The organism is Oceaniferula flava, assembly GCF_016811075.1.
Taxonomy (GTDB): Bacteria; Verrucomicrobiota; Verrucomicrobiia; order Verrucomicrobiales; family Akkermansiaceae; genus Oceaniferula; species Oceaniferula flava.
In genome coordinates this window covers 1-6,302 of record NZ_JAFBGL010000021.1, presented here as the reverse complement: position 1 = coordinate 6,302, position 6,302 = coordinate 1, and the positions used below count along the sequence as shown (strand labels likewise).

The window sequence follows — 6,302 nt, the reverse complement described above, 5'->3', positions numbered from 1 at the left end:
GCCAACGAGAGCGTTAAACGATGGCACAAAAAAAGCCCGGTTCCATCGGTGAAGATGGAACCGGGCATAGACCTGGCAACGACCTACTCTCACAGGGCCTATCGCCCCACTACCATCGGCGCAACAGCGTTTCACTTCCGGGTTCGGGATGGGACCGGGTGGTTCCACTGTGCTGTGGTCACCAGACCGCCGGAGGCGGGGTCATCGGCATGATGAATGCCTCCGGACGTCTGGTTACTTGCAGCGGGTGTGCCTGTGTAGTTACTTGTGGTAGAGTATGTCTTGTTGGTCTTGGAAAAGATCGGGAAAAAATCTCGAGTAAGATTGTGCAGCTCCGGGAGATCCGGGCTGATCTTTGTTTGACGCAGCGTTGTTCGCTGACATCCGTAGAGTGATATTTCGTATTGTGTGATTGATTTAAAACAATGCGTTGGTTCGCACTTTGCTTTGGTCTATTGTCCTTGGTTTACTCGTTTTCATATGGCTTTTACCATACCAAACTTGAATTTTGAATGTTTCGATTCTTCAAAATGGATGCTTTCTTCAAGCTGGAAGCTGAAAAAAGAATTTCGAAGAAATCAAGCCAGACAGACGATTAGTACTGGTGAGCTGCATACATTACTGCACTTCCACCCCCAGCCTATCAACGTGGTGGTCTTCCACGGTCTTTCAGGGAAAATTAATCTTGAGAACTGCTTGGCGCTTAGATGCTTTCAGCGCTTATCAGGACCGTACTTAGCTACCCGGCAATGCTCTTGACAGAACAACCGGAACACCAGAGGTACGTCAAACCCGGTCCTCTCGTACTAGGGTTTGAACCTCTCAATTTTCCTGCGCCCACAGAGGATAGAGGACCGAACTGTCTCGCGACGTTCTGAACCCAGCTCGCGTGCCGCTTTAATGGGCGAACAGCCCAACCCTTGGGACCTGCTCCAGCCCCAGGATGCGACGAGCCGACATCGAGGTGCCAAACCGCGCCGTCGATATGAACTCTTGGGCGCGATCAGCCTGTTATCCCTAAGGTACCTTTTATCCGTTGAGCGACGGCAATTCCACTTTCTACCGCCGGATCACTATGGCCTACTTTCGTATCTGCTCGACTTGTGGGTCTCACAGTTAGGCTGGTTTGTGCCATTACACTCGACACACGGTTGCAAACCGTGCTGAACCAACCTTCGCGCTCCTCCGTTACTCTTTAGGAGGATACCGCCCCAGTAAAACTGACCGGCTGCCACGGTTCCCCGGCCGGATGACGGCTCGGGGTTAGATTATCCAATGTCAAAGGGTGGTATCTCACTGGCGACTCCACCAACCCCTAAAGATTGGTTTCAAAGTCTCCCACTTATGCTGAGCATTAAAATCGAATAAACAGTAACAGCTTACAGTTAAGGTCTATAGGGTCTTTCCGTCCTTCTGCGGGTAGCCGGCATCTTCACCGGCACTACAATTTCACTGAGCTCCTGGTCGAGACAGTGGTCAACTCGTTGCACGATTCGTGCAGGTCGGAACTTACCCGACAAGGAATTTCGCTACCTTAGGACCGTTATAGTTACGGCCGACATTCACCAGGACTTGGACTCGAAGCTTTGCCAATAAAGGCTAACATCTCATCGTAATCTTTTGGCATTGGTCACGTGTCACATCGTATACTTCGACTTGCGTCTTTGCACAATGCTGTGTTTTTGCTAAACAGTCGGTTGACCCATTTCACTGCGGCCCCCCGAAGGGGGCACTCCTTATCCCGAAGTTACGGAGCTATTTTGCCGAGTTCCTTGACCAGGTTTCACTCTTGCGCCTTGGTATACTCTACCCACCCACCTGTGTCGGTTTACGGTACGGGCTGCTTTTAGTCGTGTCGGCTTTTCTTGGCCCTCTTTCATGCAATACGCTTCGGCACAAGGCCTCCGCTCGGAATTCAATAACCTGGTTGCAATCCAGAAAGCGTCCCCTTCACTTTGCAGGTGCTGAAATATTAATCAGCTTACCATCCCCTACGCCTATCGGCCTCGGGTTAGGTCCCGACTAACCCCGGGACGAAAAACGTTGCCCGGGAAACCTTGGGTTTACGGCGGCCGGGGATTTCACCCGGCTTATCGTTACTAATGTCTACATACTCTCTTGTCAGCAGTCCACGGTCGGTCGCCCTTCCGCTTCTATCCAGCTGACAATGCTCCTCTACCACGCCATGTTCCCGCAGGAACATGACATCCAGAGCTTCGGTATCATGCTTATCGCCAATCATTTTCGGCGCAGGGTCTCTCGATGAGTAAGCTATTACGCATTTTTTAAATGGTGGCTGCTTCTAAGCCAACATCCTCACTGTCTAAGAAACCCCACCTCCTTTCCACTTAGCATGATTTTGGCACCTTAGCTGCTGATCTGGGCTGTTTCCCTTTCGACAATGAAGCTTATCCCCCACTGTCTCACTGCTGCGCTCTATTGAATGGTATTCGGAGTTTGATAGGGGTTGGTAGGCGGGTATGCCCCCTAGCCCTTTCAGTGCTCTACCCCCACTCATCAACACGCAACGCTGCACCTAAATGCATTTCGAGGAGAACCAGCTATCACGGGGCTTGAATAGCCTTTCACTCCGACCCACAGCTCATCCGAGCGTTTTTCAACACACATCGGTTCGGTCCTCCACAGCGTTTTACCGCTGCTTCAACCTGGCCATGGGTAGGTCGCCTCCGCTTCGGGTCTAGCGCCTGCAACTTGTGGTCGCCCTATTCGGACTCGCTTTCGCTACGCCTGCGTCCCAGAAGGACTTAAGCTTGCCACAGACACTAACTCGTAGACTCATTAAGCAAAAGGCACGCAATCACAAGGACAAGTCCTTGCTCTTACACCTTGTAGGCACATGGTTTCAGGTTCTATTTCACTCCCCTCACAGGGGTACTTTTCACCTTTCCCTCACGGTACTGGTTCACTATCGGTCGCTAGTTAGTATTTAGCCTTACGCAGTGGTCTGCGCAGATTCACACGGGGTTTCACGTGTCCCGTGCTACTCAGGAACACCCTAGGGCCATCGAAGATTTCGGTTACGCGGATGTCACGCTCTATGTCTGCTCTTTCCAAAGCATTCACCTATCTTCTCAAGTCCCACAGCGGGGTCCTACAACCCCGGAGAATAAATCCTCCGGTTTGGGCTCTTCCGTTTTCGCTCGCCACTACTCACGGAATCGATTTCTCTTTCTTTTCCTCCGGTTACTGAGATGTTTCACTTCACCGGGTTTTGCGTATCCTTCCCTATTTTATTCAGGAAGAAACGATACCATATTAATGGTATCAGGTTACCCCATTCGGAAATCAACGGGTCAGAGCTTGTTTGCAGCTCACCGTTGCTTATCGCAGCTTATCACGTCCTTCATCGCCTTCTAGCACCAAGGCATCCACTATGTGCCCTTTAAAGCTTGATCTCTTATTCGAAATTCAGCTTCTGTTATCATCGGGTAAACCCGACGGTAACGAAATTTATTGCCATAAATTTTTGGTTCTTTCTCTCTTCACGTCTTGCGACGTTCAGATCGTTAGTTTTGTTTTGTTTTCATACTCGCTCCATTGCTGGAACGGTATAAGTTTGGTTGGTTTCGAGTATTTCCAAGGACTGCAAGACTAAAGCTCATGTGGAACAATTGTATTGTTTTATATTGAACCGTCCAGTTTGCACCAGACAGCCATTACAGAACAGGAAATATCAATTATTTCAGACTTTCACCATGTGTTACCGTATAGATAACCGTAGGTGAGGCTCGCCCAAAATAATTTCTCTACAGATGTCAAAGAACGACTTGCGTCTCGTTTACAGTGTTTTGTGTTTTTTGCGTTACAACCTTCTACCATTCAAAATCAAATGGTGGGCCAGGCAAGACTTGAACTTGCGACCCCACGCTTATCAAGCGTGTGCTCTAACCAACTGAGCTACAGGCCCTTTTAGTTTTGATGGTGGAGGTAACCGGATTCGAACCGATGACATCCTGCTTGCAAAGCAGGCGCTCTACCAACTGAGCTATACCCCCTTTAATGATCAATGCCAGGCATTCATCGAGGGCGGTTGTGATTGAAGAGTTGCCGTTCATTGCTGAACAACGGGTGAAAGATTGAATTGCACGCTGCAGCCACGTTTTAACACATGGTGCGCTTAATAATTAATAAGTCGTGGTTGAGTTTCCTCAGTCCACTTAGACACCCTGCCGAGCAAGCTCGGGTTAGGCGTCGACCTTTCGCAGGGACGGTGAGACCGTTTGCGAATTACTCCATAGAAAGGAGATGATCCAGCCGCAGGTTCCCCTACGGCTACCTTGTTACGACTTCATCCCAGTTACCAACTACACCTTAGGACCTTGCTTCAATAAAGTTAGCGCAGATACTTCGGGTGCGATCGGCTTCCATGATGTGACGGGCGGTGTGTACAAGACCCGGGAACGTATTCACGGCACCGTAGCTGATGTGCCATTACTAGCGATTCCAACTTCATGGAGGCGAGTTGCAGCCTCCAATCCGAACTGGGCCCAGTTTTGTAGATTTCCTCCACCTCACGGTTTCGGTTCTCATTGTACTGGGCATTGTAGTACGTGTGCAGCCCTAGGCGTAAGGGCCATACTGACCTGACGTCATCCCCACCTTCCTCCCGGTTGACCCGGGCGGTCTGAATAGAGTCCCCACCATTACGTGCTGGCAACTATTCACAGGGGTTGCGCTCGTTGCTGGACTTAACCAAACATCTCACGACACGAGCTGACGACGGCCATGCAGCACCTGTGTAAGGTCCCCGAAGGGTCACACGCTTTCACGTGCTTAGCAATACATGTCAAGCCTAGGTAAGGTTCTTCGCGTTGCATCGAATTAAGCCACATACTCCACCGCTTGTGCGGGTCCCCGTCAATTTCTTTGAGTTTTAGTCTTGCGACCGTACTCCCCAGGCGGCGCGCTTAACGCGTTAGCTCCGGCACAGAAGGGGTCGAGTCCTCCTACACCAAGCGCGCACCGTTTACTGCCAGGACTACAGGGGTATCTAATCCCTTTCGCTACCCTGGCCTTCGTACCTCAGCGTCAGTAAATGTCCAGCAGGCTGCCTTCGCCATTGGTCTTCCTCTTGATATCCACGCATTTCACTGCTACACCAAGAATTCCACCTGCCCCTCCATTACTCAAGTCTGGCAGTATCGGATGCAGTTCCGGAGTTGAGCTCCGGGATTTCACACCTGACTTACCAAACCGCCTACGTACTCTTTACGCCCAGTGATTCCGAATAACGCTCGGGACCTTCGTATTACCGCGGCTGCTGGCACGAAGTTAGCCGTCCCTTCCTCTTGTGATACTATCAAACATAGCTAGCTCTTAACCGACTATGCCTTACTCTCACATGACAGGAGTTTACGACCCTAGGGCCTTCATCCTCCACGCGGCGTTGCACCATCAGACTTTCGTCCATTGTGAATGATTCTCGACTGCTGCCACCCGTAGGTGTCTGGACCGTGTCTCAGTTCCAGTGTTGCTGATCATCCTCTCAGACCAGCTACCCGTCGTTGCCTTGGTGAGCCGTTACCTCACCAACAAGCTGATAGGCCGCGAGCCAATCTCAAAGCGACACCCGAAGGCATCTTTGATCCGAAGACCACATGCGGTATTAATCTCCCTTTCGGAAGGCTATCCCCCACTTTAAGGCATGTTGCTCACGTGTTACTAACCCGTCCGCCACTAGAATACCAATTAGCAAGCTATTCAGTATTCTCGTTCGACTTGCATGTCTTATCCACGCCGCCAGCGTTCATTCTGAGCCAGAATCAAACTCTCCGTATAAATTGCCATCCTAAGATGGACTTTTAAACAGTTATAGGCTTTGTATTCATTTTCCTGTATTCCTAAAAACACAGGCGTAGTTTACGTTTACCAAATTGACAAGTAGTAGAACATATCGCCGAAGCGACCATTCTCTACATGATCTGCGCACCATTTTTCAACAGGCGCAGCGCACAATTCAATCTTTCCTCTTCCTTCCTGTCTACACCGTCCGAAAAGCACTCCAACATAACCGTGGTGGTTACACCTTCATCACACTTTCCGCCTTGCAGGCAGGACTAACACTGTAAAAGATCAGCGGAACACTCCTTGCGAAGCTTCCCTCACGGAGATAAAAAAACCGACCGACCAGCCACTGTTTCCAGCTTGCTGACCCGATCGACTTGAGTGTCTCTCGTGTGCCCTCCGTTCGGAGCGGCGGGCGGAACCTACTCGAAAATCGTTTCAGGTCAATATCTTTTGGCCACAAAATCACACTTTTTTGACAACAAGGCCACAACCCA

Annotated in this window: 2 tRNA genes and 3 rRNA genes; all 5 read right to left on the bottom strand. The window is 50.3% G+C overall.

Annotated features, from left to right (window positions below):
- Positions 1 to 70: 70 nt before the first annotated feature.
- The 5 genes from rrf to JO972_RS16565 all read right to left on the bottom strand — a co-directional run bounded on the left by rrf (position 71) and on the right by JO972_RS16565 (position 5,799).
- Positions 71 to 186: ribosomal RNA gene (rrf, locus tag JO972_RS16585) — 5S ribosomal RNA — on the bottom strand.
- Positions 187 to 574: 388 nt separating this feature from the next.
- Positions 575 to 3,416, bottom strand: a 23S ribosomal RNA gene (locus JO972_RS16580).
- A 435-nt stretch (positions 3,417 to 3,851) separates the two neighbouring features.
- Positions 3,852 to 3,928: transfer RNA gene (locus JO972_RS16575), tRNA-Ile, on the bottom strand.
- 12 nt (positions 3,929 to 3,940) lie between these two features.
- Positions 3,941 to 4,016 (bottom strand) — tRNA-Ala (locus JO972_RS16570).
- A gap of 243 nt (positions 4,017 to 4,259) precedes the next feature.
- Positions 4,260 to 5,799 (bottom strand): 16S ribosomal RNA (locus tag JO972_RS16565).
- Together the 16S, 23S and 5S rRNA genes with 2 tRNA genes alongside form the textbook arrangement of a ribosomal RNA operon.
- Between the last annotated feature and the right edge of the window lie 503 nt (positions 5,800 to 6,302).